The organism is Terriglobales bacterium, assembly GCA_035573675.1.
Lineage (GTDB): Bacteria > Acidobacteriota > Terriglobia > Terriglobales > Acidobacteriaceae > DATMAB01.
In genome coordinates, this window is the sequence record DATMAB010000023.1 from 1 (window position 1) to 13,921 (window position 13,921).

13 protein-coding genes are annotated in these 13,921 nt (G+C 65.4%); 5 read left to right on the forward strand and 8 right to left on the reverse strand.

The window, feature by feature from the left end; translation table 11 throughout:
* The first annotated feature begins 159 nt into the window (after positions 1 to 159).
* Together infB and VNK82_10495 are read left to right on the forward strand one after the other, a co-directional pair.
* Entirely contained in the window at positions 160 to 2,010 is a 1,851-nt protein-coding gene (gene infB, locus VNK82_10490; GenBank protein HXE91379.1) for a translation initiation factor IF-2, read from the forward strand.
* A gap of 69 nt (positions 2,011 to 2,079) precedes the next feature.
* The gene (locus VNK82_10495; GenBank protein HXE91380.1) at positions 2,080 to 2,367 is read left to right on the forward strand and encodes a DUF503 domain-containing protein; all 288 of its coding nucleotides are present in this window, start codon (positions 2,080 to 2,082) and stop codon (positions 2,365 to 2,367) included.
* A 37-nt stretch (positions 2,368 to 2,404) separates the two neighbouring features.
* Here VNK82_10495 and rbfA read toward each other — a convergent pair whose 3' ends face one another.
* A complete protein-coding gene (gene rbfA / locus VNK82_10500; protein ID HXE91381.1) occupies positions 2,405 to 2,770 on the reverse strand; it encodes a 30S ribosome-binding factor RbfA in 366 nt (121 codons plus the stop codon).
* A 262-nt stretch (positions 2,771 to 3,032) separates the two neighbouring features.
* Between rbfA and VNK82_10505 the strand changes: the two genes are divergently transcribed.
* Positions 3,033 to 4,652, forward strand: a complete 1,620-nt coding sequence (locus VNK82_10505; GenBank protein ID HXE91382.1) for a glycosyltransferase family 39 protein — start codon at positions 3,033 to 3,035, stop codon at positions 4,650 to 4,652.
* Positions 4,653 to 4,741: 89 nt separating this feature from the next.
* On the forward strand, positions 4,742 to 5,710 hold the full coding sequence (locus VNK82_10510; protein ID HXE91383.1) for an N-acetyltransferase: 969 nt from the start codon (positions 4,742 to 4,744) through the stop codon (positions 5,708 to 5,710).
* A gap of 81 nt (positions 5,711 to 5,791) precedes the next feature.
* Here the strand turns inward: VNK82_10510 and VNK82_10515 are convergent, their stop codons facing one another.
* The 7 genes from VNK82_10515 to VNK82_10545 form a co-directional block, all read right to left on the reverse strand.
* On the reverse strand, positions 5,792 to 5,974 hold the full coding sequence (locus tag VNK82_10515) for a hypothetical protein (protein HXE91384.1): 183 nt from the start codon (positions 5,972 to 5,974) through the stop codon (positions 5,792 to 5,794).
* Positions 5,971 to 6,396, reverse strand: a complete 426-nt coding sequence (locus VNK82_10520; GenBank protein HXE91385.1) for a DUF6677 family protein — start codon at positions 6,394 to 6,396, stop codon at positions 5,971 to 5,973. Before VNK82_10520 ends, VNK82_10515 begins: the two co-directional genes overlap by 4 nt.
* Positions 6,396 to 7,562 (reverse strand): M24 family metallopeptidase, encoded by a 1,167-nt coding sequence (locus tag VNK82_10525; GenBank protein HXE91386.1) that lies wholly within the window; start codon positions 7,560 to 7,562, stop codon positions 6,396 to 6,398. The genes VNK82_10520 and VNK82_10525 overlap by 1 nt, the downstream gene beginning before the upstream one ends.
* A gap of 176 nt (positions 7,563 to 7,738) precedes the next feature.
* Complete coding sequence (locus VNK82_10530; GenBank protein HXE91387.1) at positions 7,739 to 9,025, reverse strand: MFS transporter; 1,287 nt, start codon at positions 9,023 to 9,025, stop codon at positions 7,739 to 7,741.
* Positions 9,026 to 9,060: 35 nt separating this feature from the next.
* Positions 9,061 to 9,357, reverse strand: a complete 297-nt coding sequence (locus VNK82_10535) for a DUF167 domain-containing protein (protein ID HXE91388.1) — start codon at positions 9,355 to 9,357, stop codon at positions 9,061 to 9,063.
* A gap of 51 nt (positions 9,358 to 9,408) precedes the next feature.
* Complete coding sequence (locus VNK82_10540; GenBank protein ID HXE91389.1) at positions 9,409 to 10,125, reverse strand: YggS family pyridoxal phosphate-dependent enzyme; 717 nt, start codon at positions 10,123 to 10,125, stop codon at positions 9,409 to 9,411.
* A gap of 309 nt (positions 10,126 to 10,434) precedes the next feature.
* Positions 10,435 to 12,633, reverse strand: a complete 2,199-nt coding sequence (locus tag VNK82_10545; GenBank protein ID HXE91390.1) for an oligopeptide transporter, OPT family — start codon at positions 12,631 to 12,633, stop codon at positions 10,435 to 10,437.
* A gap of 393 nt (positions 12,634 to 13,026) precedes the next feature.
* Here VNK82_10545 and VNK82_10550 point away from each other — a divergent pair, with 393 nt between their 5' ends.
* Positions 13,027 to 13,836 carry a ComF family protein gene (locus VNK82_10550; protein HXE91391.1) on the forward strand — a complete coding sequence of 270 codons (810 nt, stop codon included), beginning with the start codon at positions 13,027 to 13,029 and terminating at the stop codon, positions 13,834 to 13,836.
* Positions 13,837 to 13,921 lie beyond the last annotated feature (85 nt).

Sequence of the window (13,921 nt, forward strand, 5' to 3'; positions counted from 1 at the left end):
GGTGAGCGGCGGCCGATGCATCCCACGCGCTCAGCGCCGAGCGGAATGCCCCGGCCGATGGCGGGCGCTCCGGGAATGGCGCCGCCGGCGCGTCCGGCAGGGCGGGCCGCTCCGCCGCCGCGCCGTCCGCAGTACCGGCGCGGTCCCAAAGAAGGCCCGATGAAGGGCTACACGCCGCCGCCGCGGCTGGCTCCGCTTTCGACCGAGCCGCTGCCCATCACGCGCACCATCGTGATCCCGGAAGGCATCAGCGTAAAGGATCTGGCGGAGAAGCTGGACGTGAGGGCCAAGGACCTGATCGCGCGGCTGCTGGCGCGGGGCGTTTTCGCCACCATCAACCAGACTCTGGACGCCGAGCTGGCCACGGAGATGGCGCGGCAGTTCGGGGCGGACACCAAGACCATCAGCTTCGAAGAAGAAGTGGCGCAGGAGTTCGCCGAAGCCACGCCCGCCGCCGACGATGCCGCGAAACTGATCGCGCGTCCGCCGGTGGTGACGGTGATGGGCCACGTGGACCACGGCAAGACGTCGCTGCTGGACGCCATCCGCGAAACCAATGTGGCGGGCGGCGAAGCCGGCGGCATCACGCAGCACATCGGCGCGTACAAGGTGAAGATCGCCGATACCGAATCGCCCGCCTACGGGCGGGAGATCGTCTTCCTGGATACGCCCGGCCACGAAGCCTTCACGCGCATGCGCGCGCGGGGCGCCAAGGTGACCGACATCGTGGTGCTGGTGGTGGCGGCGGACGACGGCGTGATGCCGCAGACGCTGGAGGCGATCGACCACGCCAAGGCCGCCAACGTGCCCATCATCGTGGCGGTGAACAAGATCGACAAGCCCGAAGCCATGCCGGAGCGGGTGAAGAAGCAACTGGCGGACCGCGGCCTGCTGCCGGAAGAATGGGGCGGCAAGACGGTGTTCGTCGAGGTCTCGGCCAAGAAAAAGACCAACCTGAACCTGCTGCTGGAGATGGTGTGCCTGGTGGCCGACCTGCAAGAGGTGAAGGCCAACCCCGACCGTCCGGCGACGGGCACGGTGCTGGAGGCGCGGCTGGATCGCGGACGCGGCAACGTGGCCACGGTGCTGGTGCAGAACGGGACGCTGCGCCGCGGGGATACGTTCATCGTGGGCAACGTGTTCGGCAAGGTGCGGGCGATGTTCGACGACCGCGGGAATGCCGTGGAAGAGGCCCCGCCGGCGACGCCGGTGGAGCTGCTGGGACTGGAAGGGCTGCCGCAGGCGGGCGACCAACTGGTGGTCATCGCCGACCGCGACCGCGCGCGCCTGATCACGCAGTACCGCGAACAGAAGACGCGCGAAGCGATGCTGGCCAAGAGCACACGGGTGACGCTGGAAGGCCTGGCCGAGCAGATCAAAACCGCAGGCATCAAGGAACTGCCGCTGATCCTGAAGGGTGACGTGCAGGGATCGGTGGAAGTGCTGGCCGATTCGCTGGCCAAGCTCTCCACCGAGAAGGTGAAGATCAAGATCCTGCACTCGGGCGTGGGCGCCATCACCGAGACCGACGTGCTGCTGGCCTCGGCGTCGAACGCCATCATCATCGGCTTCAACGTGCGGCCGGAGCGCAAGGCGCAGGAGCTGGCGGAACAGGAAAACGTCGACATACGCCTGCACTCGATCATCTATGAGCTGCATGACGAGATCAAGAAGGCCATGGCGGGGCTGCTCGAACCGACCCTCAAGGAAACCTACCTGGGGCGCGCGGAAGTGCGCGAAACGTTCCGTATCCCCAAGGTGGGGACCGTGGCCGGCTGCTACGTGCAGGACGGAATCATCAAGCGGGACGGGGAAGTGCGGCTGCTGCGCGACAACGTGGTGGTGTTCAAGGGCAGGATCGGCTCGCTGCGCCGCTTCAAGGAAGATGCCAGCGAGGTACGCCACGGCCTGGAGTGCGGCCTCTCGATCGCCAACTACAGCGACATCAAGAAGGGCGACGTCATCGAGTGCTTTGTGACGCAGAAGGTGGCGGCGGAAGCGTTGGCGTAACAGTTTCGAGTTTCAAGTTTCGAGTTTCGAGCCAAGGGTCCTTCTTGAAACTGGAAACCCGAAACTGCCTTGATTGCTTTTCTCACCGTCGAAATCCGCATCGAGGGGGCGCAGTCGCTGAAGGACAAGCGGCAAGTGCTGCGCAGCCTGAAGGACGGGCTGCGAGCGCGCTTCAACGTCTCCGTGGCGGAGCTGGAGGCCAATGACCTGTGGCAGCGGGCCACGGTCGGCATCGTGAGCATCTCCTCCTCCCGTGATTACCTCGAAGGCCTGATGCAGAAGGTGGAGCGCGAGGCCAGCCACATCGCTTCCTCGACGGGAGCTGAGGTCACGGAAAGCTTTCTGGATTACCTGTGAGACCGGTGTCAGGTCGCAGGTCTCGGGTCTCAGGAACCTACTTCTTGCGTTTCTCGGCGCGGCGGAGCAGTTCGTCGATGCGCGCCTGCATCTTCTGGGAGCGGTCGAGGTGAAAGGTCATCTCCGGAGGATGGGCCAGGCCGAGGCGCACGCCGACTTCGCGGCGGATGTAGCCCCGGGCGGCGGCGAGCCCTTCCATGGTCTGCTCCGCCTCGGCGTCATCGCCTTCGACAGCGACCAGCACGTGAGCGGAGCGGCCGTCGGGCGCGAGCTTCACCTCGGTGACCGTGGCCAGGCCGATGCGCGGGTCCGCCAACTCGCCTTCGAGCAGGGAGCTGATCTCGTCGCGCAGGGCGTCGGCGACACGCTCGAAATGGTGCTCGCGGCTGCGTTGTTCGGGCATCTCTCTCAGGCGCTCGTGCGGAGAGAATGAAGATAGCAGAAAGTAGCGAGTAGCGAGTACCCAGTACCCAGTACCCAGTACCCAGTGAAGTTCTCAGTTCTCAGAAAGACCAAAAGCGAAAAACCGAAAGCCAAAGGCCAAAAGCGAAAGGCCAAGAGCCAAGAGCCAAGGGCTAGAGCCAAGGGCCCAAGAGCCGATATGGATCCCTCGCTTTCGCTCGGGACGACAGTGGAAAACCACCTCCTGCTACACTCGAACGGCGATGAACGGGCGCACGGTGCGGGAACTGGCGACGCTGGCTGCGTTCTGTGTGTTCCTGTTCTTTTTCGGGCTGGGGAGTTTTGGGCTGGTGGGCCCGGATGAGCCGCGATACGCGCAGGTGGCGCGGGAGATGGCGGAGCGCCACGACTGGGTAACACCCACGCTGCACGGCGAGGCGTGGCTGGAGAAACCGATTCTTTACTATTGGCGTGCGCGCATCGCGTACGCCCTGTTCGGGGTTTCGGACTGGCCGGCACGGCTGCCTTCGGCGACCTTCGCCACGTTGATGATCGCGGCTGTCTACGTGTTCACGCGACGCTTCCGGCCGGGCGGTGAACTGGAGGCGGCGCTGATCACAGCGTCATCAGCGGGCGTGATCGGGTTTTCGCGAGCGGCGGCCACCGACATGGAACTGGCTGCGCCCTTCACGGCCGGAATGCTGGCCTGGTACGCGTGGCATGCCACCGGGCGACGCCTGTGGCTGGCGGCGTTCTACTTTTTCCTCGCGGTGGGCACGCTGGCCAAGGGACCGGTGGCGCCGGGCCTTGCGCTGTTGATCCTTATGGCCTACGCGGGCATGCGGCGCGACGTGAGGCTTTTGCGGCGTACGCTATGGCTGCCGGGTGTCCTGCTGTTCCTGATGGTCGCTGTGCCGTGGTACGTGGCGGTGCAGATGGTGAACCCGCAGTTCTTCCGCGTGTTCCTGCTCGAGCACAACCTGGCGCGCTTCGCGACCGACCTGTACCGGCACAAACAACCGTTCTGGTTCTATGTTCCGGTGCTGATCCTTGGGCTTGCGCCATGGACGGCGATCGCGGGGGCATCGCTGGTGGGGGCGATGCAGCGCGGGCGGCTGGCGTGGAAGGAGCGCGGCGAAACGCGCGACCCACTGCCGCTGTTCCTGGCGTCGTGGGCGGTGGTCCCGGTGGTGTTCTTCTCTCTCTCGCAATCGAAGCTGCCGGGCTACATCCTGCCGGCGCTGCCGGCGTGGGGCCTGCTGGCGGCGGACCTGGTGTGGCGGCGACAGCGAGAGGGCAAGCGATTGGGCGCAGGGCTGCTGTGGGGACATGCGCTGGTGCTGGGCGTGATCGCGGGCGCGCTGCCGCTGGTTCCGTTCGTGCTCCAGCGCCCGCCGCAGCCGGTGGAAGCCTGGTCGATGGGAGTAGCGGCGGGCGTCGGTGTGGTGGTGCTGGCAGCGGCGCTGGTCACGCTGCGGCGTTACGGGCTGCCGATGCTGCGCTTCGTCACGCTGGTTCCGGTGGTGCTGACGGTAGCCTTCCTGGTGCGGGTGGAAGCGCTACCAATAGACCGGGCGCTTTCGAGCCGGCCGGTGGCGGCCGAACTGGAACAGCTGGGAACGGCGGGGAAGCCGGTAGCCGGGTTCCGTATCCATCGCAATCTGGAATACGGGTTGGGGTTCTATCGCAACCAGAAGGTGCAGCGGTACGAACGCGGCGAGATCCCGGCGGAAGACCATCTGTTGATTGTGAGGAAAGGGACGCGGGAGGAAGCAGCGAAGCTGGCGGGTGGGCGGAGATTTTCCAGGATCGGGGATTTTGGAGCGCAGGGAGTGGAGTTCTATTGGGTGTCCTCATCGACATCACTGCAACATGAAAAATGAAAAATACAAGAATGCACGCAGAAGGGCGAGGAGTGGCCAGCGGGGTACGAGGGGTTGGTGGCGGGCGAGGGGCGCACTAGACTGACGGGGTGGCGACGGCGGCGCTCAAATCCGTAGAGATCCTGGACCTGCGGCATTTCGGATCGCAAGAGCTGCGGCCGCTGCTGGAGGAAGAGATCGAGCTGTGGGACCGCATGCTGGGCTGGGACTACAGCGGGTCGGCGGAGATGGTGCTGCGCTACATGGATGCGCGCATCCTGCCGGGCTATGTGGCGGTGGAAGGACGGCAGGTGCTGGGGTACTCGTTCTTCGTCTACGAAGGCAGCAAGGGAATCATCGGCGACCTGTTCGTGAGCGCTGGAGGAAAGGCGCAGCGCCATGGCAACGATCCGCTGGAGCACCGCCTGCTGACGCACGTGATCGAAACGCTGGAGCAATCGCCGGGCGTCCATCGCATCGAATCGCAGTTGCTGCCGCACAAGACGGGGAGGGTGGCGCGTCCGTTCCTGGAAACCGGCTTCCGGCGGTATCCACGGCTGTTCATGGTGTGGCCGCTGGAGCTGCGAACGCCGGCGGATTCACCGGCGGAGATCGAGGTGCGTCCCTGGCGGGAGGAAGACTTCCAGAGCGCTGCGGCGGTGATCACGGCGGCGTACCGCGGACACGTGGATGCGGAAATCAACGACCAGTACCGCACGGTGGCGGGCTCTCTGCGGTTCCTGAACAACATCGTACGCTTTCCCGGCTGCGGCACGTTCGACGGCGAGGCGTCGTTCGTGGCCGTGCACCGGCCCACGCAGCTCATGGCAGGGCTGATTCTGTGCTCGAAGGTGCGGCACGACGTGGGGCACATCACGCAGGTGTGCGTGGCGCCGGAGTTCCGCGGGCAGAAGCTGGGAGAGCGGCTGATCGCCGCCTGCCATGACAGCCTGCTGCGCAGGAAGTTCACCTCCCTCTCGCTGACGGTGACGGAAGCGAACGCGAACGCCGTGGAGCTGTACAAGCGGCTGGGGTTCGCCGTGACGCATGTGTTCGATGCGTTTGTGTGGGAGGGATAGGCAGTTAGCGATAGGCGATAAGCAATAAGCGATAGGCGATAAAAAGCATACGAGCCTATTGCTTATCGCTTATTGCAGCATTCAACGCCGCAACAGCCACATCAGCCAGCCGGCGATGATCATCCCGACAATGAAAAAGATGAAGCACTCCACACCGTAGCGGACCTGGTCGCGGGGAGTGCTGCGCTGAGTGATGCCAAAGACGATGGAAGTGAAGAAGGCGAAGATGAGCGCCGCGGAGAAGTGGGAGAGTTCGAGGGTCACGGTTTCTCCCCGATGGCGATGTGGTAGGCATCTACGGCGGCGATGACGTTCAGCAGTCCGGCGACCACGATGTACTTGGTGCCGTAGTCGGCGGTAGCGAGATTGATGGAGCCGCGACCCCAGTCCATCATGCGGGTGACGATGTAAAAGAGGCCCGCGCCCAGGTCGCCGACGAAGCCCAACATGTCGAGGATGTCGCCGGTGTTGGGCGAGTAGACCTTGCCCTGCATCAGGATGCCGAGCACGAACATGGTGGCGACGGAAAGCAGCAGCAGCCCGCCGCGGATCCAGCGCTTCAACAGGAAGTGCCCGCCGCCGGGAACCAGCCAGGCGACGATGGTCACCACCACGGCCCAGGCGGTCACAGGGCGGCGCGCGGGTTTGGCTTTTTCGGGTTGAGCAACCACAGTGGCTTCAGCCATCAGATGAGGACGATCTCCTGCTGGATTTTCCCGGTGACTTCGGCGCGGCCGGGGCGCACGAGTACGTTCACTTCGCTGCGCACGCCGAACTCGGGCAGATAGATGCCGGGCTCGATGGAGAAGCAGGAGTTGGGAATGATCTCGCGCTCGTCCTTGGTCTCGAGGTTGTCCATGTTGGCTCCGTTGGCGTGGACGGTGGTGCCGATGGAGTGGCCGGTGCGGTGGACGAACTGCGCTCCGTAGCCGGCGGCGGCGATGTGCTGGCGCGTGGCCTGGTCCACTTCCCAGCCGCAGATGCGGCGGCCCTGGGCGATGGCTTCCTGCACGGTCCGGACGCCGACATCGCGGGCGCCGCGCACGATCTCGAAGATCTTCCGGTGGCGTTCGGGGACGGATTTGCCCACGAAGCCGGTCCAGGTGATGTCGTAGTAAACGGAGTCGGGCTGGTCGAGCCGGGCCCAGATGTCGAGCAGGACAAAGTCGCCTTCACGGATGGGAGCGGAACGGTCGGCGCGGGGCTCGTAATGCGGGTCGCCGGAGTGAGCGTTGACGCCGACAATGGGCGGGTCCTCGGTAACCAGGTTTTCGCGCCGGAAGGCCTCCATGATCCACTGCTGCATCTCGAACTCGTGAGTGCCGCCGTTGCGGACGCGGCGCCCGATCTCCTGGAAGGCGGCGGCAGTGATGGCGTCGATCTTGTCGCGGGCGGCGTAGTGCGTCTGGATCTGGGCTTCGGACCAGGTGGCCTCGAAGCGGGCCACGAGATCGCCAGAACTCGAGATCTCCTTGCCGAAGCTGCGGATGAGCTCGATGGTACCGGCGTCGACGAGCCCGATGTAGGGCACCAGGTTGTTGGGCGAATACTGCATGGCGATGACGCGGTAGGGCGCGAGCATCGCCTTGAGGTTCTCCCACAGCTCCTGCCAGGCGGAGTACTCACGTTTGGAGCCGGGCAGGGAGTCGAGGTGGCTGGCCTCGATGCGATGCACCAGCTTCGCGGGCTCGCCTTGGGCGGGGATGAGATAGAACCAGCGCCGGGTCACCATCAGCGTCTCCGGGAGGCCGAGGACGCGGTAGGCGATGGGGTCGCGATGGTGGTGGTCATAGAAGAGCCAGGCGTCGAGTTTCTGCTCGCGGAGGGCAGACTGGATGGCGGCCAGGTCCATGGGCGAAATGTCTATTTTACAGGACGCGGGAGGCAGGGGGCAGGAAGCAGGAGGCAGGGGGCAGAAGGCAGATGGCAGAACCGTTAGCTGGATACAGTGATGGCGTAGAGACGCAGCTTGCTGCGTCTCGGAGACGTTGCAAGCAACGTCTCTACGAAGCGGACAATCGCTAGTGCTTACGTCCGGTCAGCCGTCGTGGGAGCGTTCCCCTCCGGCTGGACGATGCGGTTGTAGATCCAGAGCAGCAGAGCGGTAGCCACGCCGACGCCGGTGACGGCCCACCAGATGAGCTCCGGCTGCTGCTGCAGTTCTCCGAACTGATGCAGGAGCTTGCCGCCCAACCAGCCGGCGGCCAGCGAGCCGATGCCGATGGGCAGAAACGCAAAGCCCAGGTAGGCGCCCTGCTGCCCGGGCGGAGCCAGGCGCGAGATGTATTCGTAGTAGCGCGGGGCCTGCGTGATCTCGCCCAGAGCCACGACGACCAGCGTGACGTAGGCCATGGTCACCGTGGGGTGGACGGCAAGGATGACCCAGGCCAGGGCGGAGACCAGCGTGCCCAGGGTGATGGCGTGGAACGAGGGTAGCTTGCGGATAAGGAAGTTGACGACCACGGTGAGCGAAATGACGGTGAGCGGGCCGGCGGTGAGCATCAGTTCGGTGTCGGCTTGAGCGTCCACGTACTTGACGACGTAGAGCGGCAGGATGATGAACTCCTGCCAGAAGACGATCCAGTAGCCGGAGAAGATGAGCAGAAAAGCCATGAAGCGCGGGTTGGAAAGCACGGTCCAGAAGTTGCGGGCAGTCTGGCGGAGGTCGGTGGGGCGAGAATCTCCGGAGCGCGGGGGCTCTTTGAACAGGAGCAGCACGGCGAAGAACATCAGGAAGACGCTCAGGGCGGCGACGCGGAACACGTTCTCGACGCTCATGCGCTGGTGCACCCAGGAGGCGACGTAGGGCCCGGCAGCGCCACCGATGTTCACCAGCGTGTAATAGATCGAATAGCCGAGGGAGCGGACGTTCTCGCGCGAAGCGTGGGCCGTGGTGCCGACCACGGCAGGCTTGACCAGCGCGATGCCCAGCGCCGGCAACATCAGGACGAAAGTCACCAGTGCGCCGAGCGGCACCAGGTTGCGGACCGGGGCGAGCCAGGGGGCTCCGATCGAGCCCAGCAGGAAGTACGCGACGCTGAGAATGAAGTAGGCGAGGGAGAGAGCGCGTCGGAAGCCCAGGCGGTCGGCGATAGCGCCTCCGAACGCGGCCAGAAACCAGACCAGGCCGCCGAAGAGGCCGGTGAGGTTTGAGGCCTCCCGGGTGGGGAACTCGAGCACCTCATGGAGGTAGCGGGCGAGCGAGGCGAACGCGGCATAGTAGGAGAGGCGCTCGAAGAGCTCGGTGACGTTGGCCACCCAGAAGGGGCGGTCGAAGCCGGCGCGGACCTCCGTGAGGCGCTGGGCGAAGGACATGAATCAGTGGCCAGTGGTCAGTGGCCAGTTGCCAATCAAGTCCTCGCTTGCGTCAGGCGCGAGCGGACTTGCTCAGGGGACAAGCCGTTCACACAGACGACCTTGCGCCGGCTGTTCTGGCCGGCAGCTATCTTAATGGACGAGCGCGGCACGTTCAAAAATTCCGCCAGAAATTCCACCAAAGCCTGGTTGGCGCGGCCCTCAAGCGGTGGGGCAGTCAGGGCGACCTTGAGGGCGTCGCCGACCGTGCCGGTGATGGCGTTGCGCCGGGCACGAGGCTGGACCTTGACGGCGAATGTGGCGCCGGCGGGCGTGTGGCGGATGGGAATCATAGGGATTGAATCATTGAGTCATTGAATCATTTGAAAACCGAGTCCCGACGGTCATCTGTTACCCGGGCCGATTGGGCGAGGGCCGAAAATGGCGGTGCCGATGCGGACGCAGGTGGAGCCTTCCTCGATGGCCACCTCGAAGTCGTGCGACATGCCGATGGAGAGTTCGTTCATGGAGATGGCGGGCAAACGGCGCTCCGCGATTGTGTCGCGCAGCTCGCGCAGACGGCGGAAGTAAGGACGCGCGCCCTCGGGGTCGTCGGTGAAGGGCGGGATGGCCATCAGGCCGCGGAAGTCGAGCGCGTCGAGGCGCGGGGCAGCGAGCAAAAGGGCTTCGAGTTGGGGCGAGTCGGGCGGGAGGCCGGACTTCGAGGCTTCACCGCCGAGATTGACTTCGAGCAGTACGGGAATCCGGCGGCCGAGCTTCCGGGCGGCGGCGTCAAGTTTTTCCGCCAGGCGAATCGAGTCGAGCGAGTCCACACCCTGAAAGAGCTCCGCAGCTTTTGCGGCTTTGTTGGTCTGCAAATGGCCGATGAGGCGCCACTCGGCCCCGGGGAGTGAGGGAAGTTCGGCGGCCTTGTGGGCGAACTCCTGCACGCGATTCTCGCCGAACAGACGCAGGCCGGCGTCGTAAGCCTGGAGGATGCGCGCGGGCTCCACCGTTTTGGTGACGGCCATCAGCGAAACGGAAGCCGGGTCGCGGCCGGCGCGGCGGGCGGCGTGGGCGATGCGGTCGTGGAGAGAGGCGATGTTGGAGGGAATGGACACGTAAGGATTCTAACGGCAAGGCAGATCCTTCGCTGCGCTCAGGATTTCGGAGCGCGGCTCAGACGCCGCGCAGTCGCCTTAAGTTTCGAGTTTCCAGTTTCACGCGAGGACGTAACGCAGAGGTCGCGGAGAAGGCAGAGAGCGCAGAGAAAAGCAGAATCAGGCACCTTATTCCCGCCCTATTCGCTCCGAGAGCGGGGCCGATAAGGGCGGGGCGGCCCCGGCCGGTTTTTTCCCACGTGCGCGCCGAAAAACGCGGCGCGAACGTGGGGCACCGTTCAGCGAAGCACAGAGATCCTTGCCTTGGATCTACTTCCCGCGCTCCAGAGGCTTGCGGGCGAAGTGGTACACCGAAGCCGCGAGCAGGGCGAAGGCCACGACGGAGACCCAGTCGTGGTGCAGGAAGGTGATGCCGAAGCGCTCGAAGCGCAGAGCGTTGCGGGGCGCCCACTCCTGCGCTTCGGCGAGCTTCAGCGCGATGCCGGCCAGGCCGACGATGCCACCGGCGGCGATCAGCCCGCTGGCATAGAGCGAGCCCGGGCTCACTTCGCTCTCGCCGTGACCACCACCGGCGGCGCCGGTCTTGCGATCGACCAGAGCGCGCATCACCCCGCCGCAGAAGATGGCCAGCGTGGTCCCGATGGAAAGATACGAGCCCACGGCAAAAGCCAGCGATCGGATGCCGAGCAGCTCGACGGCGATCACCAGGAAGACGCCCAGCAACACCAGTCCCCAGGGGAGCTTGCGGGTGAGGATGCCGTTGATGACGGTGGACATCAGGCGGGCCTGGGGCGCGGCGGCGCGCTCGCTGCCGATGCCCTGAATCCACTGCACCTCGATGTGCTGCGTTTGCGGGTTGTAGAGATACTTGCCGTCGGGCAGGACGGGCGAGCCGAGAGCGTTGAGCAGCCAGAAGGTGTGGCCGCCCTTTTCGACCTCCGAGCGGTCGCTCTTGATGATGCGGATGTGTTCACGGTCGAAGGACTCGGACTGCACGGCCACGCCCGAGGGCAGGTTCTGCACATCGAGCGCGATGACAGTCTCGCGGAACTCTTCCAGGCCGCGGTTCATGCCCATCAGTGTGATGCCGATGACGAACACCGAGGCGAACACGCCCACCAGCAGCGAAGCCTGCTGACGCCAGGGCGTGGCGCCCACCAGGAAGCCGGTCTTCAGGTCCTGGGAGGTGTTGCCGGCGTTGGCCGCCGCCACGCAGACCACGCCGCCGATGGTGATAGCCAGAGCGGCGAAGGCGGGGGCGGTCCATCCCATCACCAGGAACATCGCGGAGGTGGCCATGAGAGTGGCGATGGTCATGCCGGAGATGGGATTGGCGGAACTACCGATCAGGCCCACGATGCGCGAGGACACGGTGACGAACAGGAAGCCGAACACGACCACGCAGACGGCGGCGATGAGATTGGCGAACAGCGAAGTCTGCGCGCCGGGAACGGGCTTGAACGTCAGGAAGGCCCACATGAAAGCGAGGATGAGAGCGGAGCCGCCAAGGGCGACTTTCATGGAGAGATCGCGGTCGGTGCGCAGGGTGCTGACCTCGCCGCCCGCGCCCAGGTCTTTAGCGCCGGCGCGGATAGCGGCGATGATGGTCGGCATGGTTTTCATCAGCGTGATGAGCCCGGCGGCGGCCACAGCGCCTGCACCCATGGGCCGGATGTAGGTGATCCAGAGCGCATTGGGATCCATGTCCTTGATGGGGACGGTGCCGGGATAGATGGGATCGACCACGCGCGAGCCGAAGAAGTAGATGGCGGGCATCAGCACCAGCCAGGAGATGACGCCGCCGGCAAAGATGGTGCCGGCGACCCGCGGCCCGATGATGTAGCCCACGCCCATGTACTCGGAGGTGGCGTCGGCCTTAATGGCGGAGCCGGGCAGCCAGCGGGGGCGATACTCGGGCGTGCCCGGCCAGGCGGAGAAGATGTTCTCGTTCTGGAACAGAGTGTAGAGGCTGCCGAGGCCGAGACCGGTGAAGACGCGCCCGGCGAACGAGCCGCCTTTGTCGCCGGCGATGAGCACGTCGGCGCAGGCAGTGCCTTCCGGATACTGCAGGTTGCCGTGTTCCTTGACGATGAGCTGGCGGCGCAGCGGGATCATGAAGAAGACGCCCAGCCAGCCGCCGATCAGCGCCAGCAGGAAGATGCGCGAGTACTCCAGCGGGAATCCCAGGAAGATGAGCGCGGGCAAGGTGAAGATGACGCCGGCGGCGACGGACTCGCCGGCCGAGCCCGTAGTTTGTACGATGTTGTTCTCCAGGATGGTGGAGCGGCCAAAGGCGCGCAGCGCGCTGATGGAGAGCACGGCGATGGGGATGGAGGCCGAAACCGTCAGGCCGGCGCGCAGGCCCACGTAGACCGTCACTGCGCCGAACACGATGCCGAAGAACGCTCCCAGGAGAATGGCGCGGGGCGTGAACTCGGCCCGGGTGTCGCTCGGGGGAACGTAGGGCTGGAAAGCGGTTTCCGGCTTGGCTTCAGTGGCTGTGGCCACGCTTCCTCCTGGTGCGATGAATGGTTGGAACCGGGCAACGCCCGGCTGGTTGCATCCGGCGGGCGCAAGGTACCATGCGGCGCGGTAAGGAGACAAGCAGAGAGGGGCGGTTCGGAGAACTAGACCGAGATCCTTCGCTCCGGCTTCCCGCGCTGGCTAGATCGCGCGCGAGCCCTCCGTCGCTCAGGATGACGGCATATATGGGTGGTTTGAAGAGTGGAGGGCTCGGAACGCTCGGCAGCCGACATTGCTTGGGCGCGCAGAGCGGTCGTATACTGAATTGTTATCCGCCGGGTGTCCGGTAGGCGGAGGGTCGTCTTCAGCAGTAGTGACCTAATTCGCGCGCGGGTCCTGAACTCCAAGGGCCGAAGTACGCTGGCAGGGCTGATAGGCGTGGCCGCGGAAAGCCTGGCCGCGACGCTGTTTCCCGCCGATTGCCGTCTCTGCAAGGCCCCCCTCAGCAATCTTTCCCGCCTGCCGGTATGCCCGGATTGCCTGGCCCAGGTGGTTCCAATCTCCGGAGCGGTGTGCACGGTGTGCGGCGAGCGGTTGTTCAGCCCCCATGCAGCGGCGGCCCGGGTGCCCTTGTGCGGCATGTGCGGGCGGGTTGCGCCGCCCTACGTGAAGGCGGTGGCGTTCGGAGGCTACGACGGCAACCTCCGCGAATTGATTCATCTTCTAAAATATGAACGAGTGCTGCCGACGGCGGATGCGCTGGGGCGCTTCCTGGCGGGAGCGATGGAAGAGTTGGGAGCGGAGTTGACGGAGCGTCCGGTGGCCGTGCCGGTGCCTCTCGACAACGTGAGGGTGCGGGAGCGGGGATTCAACCAGGCGGAACGCATCGCGCGGGCGGCGCTGCACCGGTTGCGGAGCCGCAACCGGGCCTGGGAGAAAGTGGAGTTGGATGCCGGCGCACTCCGGCGTGTGCGACCGACGCAGTCGCAGACCGGGCTGACGCGGCATCAGCGTCGCGCCAACCTGCGGGGAGCGTTTGCGGTGCCGCGGCCGGAGGCGGTCAAGGGACGGGATGTCGTGGTCGTCGATGACGTGTTTACGACCGGCACCACGGCCTCGGAGTGCGCACGGGTGCTGCGTCGCGCGGGCGCGAGAAGCGTGTATGTCGCGACCGTGGCGAGGGTGATGAAGGGAGAAACAAGGAACAGCATTGCGGCCCCCCCCGCAGGGGCTAAAGCCCCTGGATGAGAAGGAGGCTGTACGGCACGACTGAAGTCGTGCCCTCCGAAGGAGGAAAGAGGCAAGGGTAGGCGAAGTGGCGGGCTCCGCCGCC

Excerpts from the sequence above, each read along its gene's own strand:
- VNK82_10535 (HXE91388.1), bottom strand. The coding sequence starts at position 9,357 with ATGATTCCCATCCGCCACACGCCCGCCGGCGCCACATTCGCCGTCAAG.
- VNK82_10530 (HXE91387.1), bottom strand. The coding sequence starts at position 9,025 with ATGTCCTTCGCCCAGCGCCTCACGGAGGTCCGCGCCGGCTTCGACCGC.
- rbfA (HXE91381.1), bottom strand. The coding sequence starts at position 2,770 with ATGCCCGAACAACGCAGCCGCGAGCACCATTTCGAGCGTGTCGCCGAC.
- infB (HXE91379.1), top strand. The coding sequence starts at position 160 with ATGAAGGGCTACACGCCGCCGCCGCGGCTGGCTCCGCTTTCGACCGAG.
- VNK82_10520 (HXE91385.1), bottom strand. The coding sequence starts at position 6,396 with ATGGCTGAAGCCACTGTGGTTGCTCAACCCGAAAAAGCCAAACCCGCG.
- VNK82_10505 (HXE91382.1), top strand. The coding sequence starts at position 3,033 with ATGAACGGGCGCACGGTGCGGGAACTGGCGACGCTGGCTGCGTTCTGT.
- VNK82_10525 (HXE91386.1), bottom strand. The coding sequence starts at position 7,562 with ATGGACCTGGCCGCCATCCAGTCTGCCCTCCGCGAGCAGAAACTCGAC.